Genomic DNA, 1,851 nt, shown 5'->3' with positions numbered 1-1,851 from the left:
AGGTGTGGGAGTGCACCAGGTCGGACGCGATGCCGTCGGCGCCGACCTTGCCGACCGCGTCGGCCATCTCGAGGTCGATGCCGAACGTCTGCAGCGCCGCGTTGGCCGAAGCGAGCTCGGTGGGCACCGAGTACCCGGTGACACCCGGGGCGTCGCGCGGACCGTCGAAGCAGTGGACGCGCACGTCGATCGTCCGTTCGAGGACGCGGGAGAGCCCCGCGACGTGGACGCCTGCGCCGCCGTAGATGAACGGCGGGTACTCCCGGGTCAGCAGGTCGACACGCACTTCAACCATCCCCTCGTCACCGGCACCGACGACCGGTTCTCCCGCCGACACGCTAGCGCGCCGGGCGGAACACGCCTCGCTGGGACCGCGTCGGGGGCCTAGGGTCGTAGCCATGGCAGCGCCGCGCGTCCTCGCTATCGTCCTCGCAGGTGGGGAGGGCAAACGACTGATGCCCCTCACCGCCGACCGTGCCAAGCCGGCGGTGCCCTTCGGGGGGCTGTACCGGCTCGTCGACTTCGCCCTGTCGAACGTCATCAACTCGCGGTACCTGCACGTCATCGTGCTGACGCAGTACAAGTCGCACAGCCTCGACCGGCACGTGTCCAAGACGTGGCGCATGTCGCCGCTGCTCGGCAACTACGTCGCGGCCGTCCCGGCGCAGCAGCGCGTCGGCAAGCACTGGTACCTGGGCAGCGCGGACGCGATCTACCAGTGCCTCAACATCATCGAGGACGAGCGCCCCGACATCGTCGTCGTGGTCGGCGCGGACCACGTCTACCGCATGGACTTCTCCCAGATGGTCGACGCCCACATCGCCTCGGGCGCCGAGTTCACMGTCGCCGCCATCCGCCAGCCCATCGAGGAGGCCGACCAGTTCGGCGTCATCGAGGTCGACCCGGCGGACCCCACGCGCATCGCCGCGTTCCGGGAGAAGCCGACGGACCCGGTCGGCCTGGCCGACTCCCCCGGCGAGATCCTCGCGTCGATGGGCAACTACGTGGCCAACGCGAACGCCCTCGTCGCCGCGGTCACCGCCGACGCCGAGAACGTGAGCTCGCGGCACGACATGGGCGGCGACATCGCCCCGTACTTCGTCGAGCGCGGCACCGCCGGCGTCTACGACTTCCTGCGCAACGACGTCCCCGGCTCCACCCCGCGCGACCGCGACTACTGGCGCGACGTCGGGACGATCGACGCGTTCTACGAGGCGAACATCGACCTCATCTCGATCGAGCCGGTGTTCAACCTCTACAACGACGAGTGGCCGCTCTACAGCGGCTACACCAGCCTGGCGCCCGCCAAGTTCATCCACGCCGGAGCGGGCAGGCTCGGCCACGCGGTGGACTCGGTCGTCTCGCCAGGCGTGCTGGTCTCCGGCGCGACCGTGTCGGGGTCGGTGCTGTCGCCCGGCGTCCGCCTGCACTCGTGGGCGCAGGTCACGGACTCGGTGCTCTTCGACGACGTCCACATCGGCCGGTACGCCCAGGTCCACCGGGCGATCATCGACAAGAACGTCGTCGTCCCCGAGCGCGTCCGCATCGGGCTCGACCACGACCACGACCGGGCGCGTGGCTTCACCGTCACGGAGTCGGGCATCACCGTCGTCCCGAAGGGCACGATCATCGAGGAGTGAGCCGTCGGCACGGCCACCCCGTGCCCGGCACTACCCTGCGGTTCCGTGAGCGTCCCCCAGCCCCGCCTCGTCGTCATGGACGTCGACTCGACCTTCATCACGGGTGAGGTCGTGGAGATGCTCGCGGCGCGCGCGGGCTCCGAGGTGCTCGTCACCGAGATCACCGAGCGCGCCATGCGGGGCGAGATCGACTTCGCCGCGTCGCTGCACG

Annotated in this window: 1 protein-coding gene and 2 pseudogenes; 2 read left to right on the top strand and 1 reads right to left on the bottom strand. The window is 70.1% G+C overall.

Annotated elements, in window-relative coordinates; all coding sequences use genetic code 11:
* A pseudogene (locus ACXJKG_RS20915) lies at positions 1–286 on the bottom strand (glycogen synthase); the annotation flags it as partial.
* Between the two features lie 112 nt (positions 287–398).
* Here ACXJKG_RS20915 and glgC point away from each other — a divergent pair.
* Together glgC and ACXJKG_RS20905 are read left to right on the top strand one after the other, a co-directional pair.
* Positions 399–1,640, top strand: a complete 1,242-nt coding sequence (glgC, locus tag ACXJKG_RS20910) for a glucose-1-phosphate adenylyltransferase (protein WP_456847639.1) — start codon at positions 399–401, stop codon at positions 1,638–1,640.
* A gap of 75 nt (positions 1,641–1,715) precedes the next feature.
* Positions 1,716–1,851 (top strand): annotated as a pseudogene (locus ACXJKG_RS20905) (phosphoserine phosphatase SerB); the annotation flags it as partial.

It is taken from the genome of Cellulomonas sp. P5_C6 (assembly GCF_054049635.1).
Note: the sequence above shows the minus strand (reverse complement) of the source record. Positions and strands in the feature narration are given on the sequence as shown.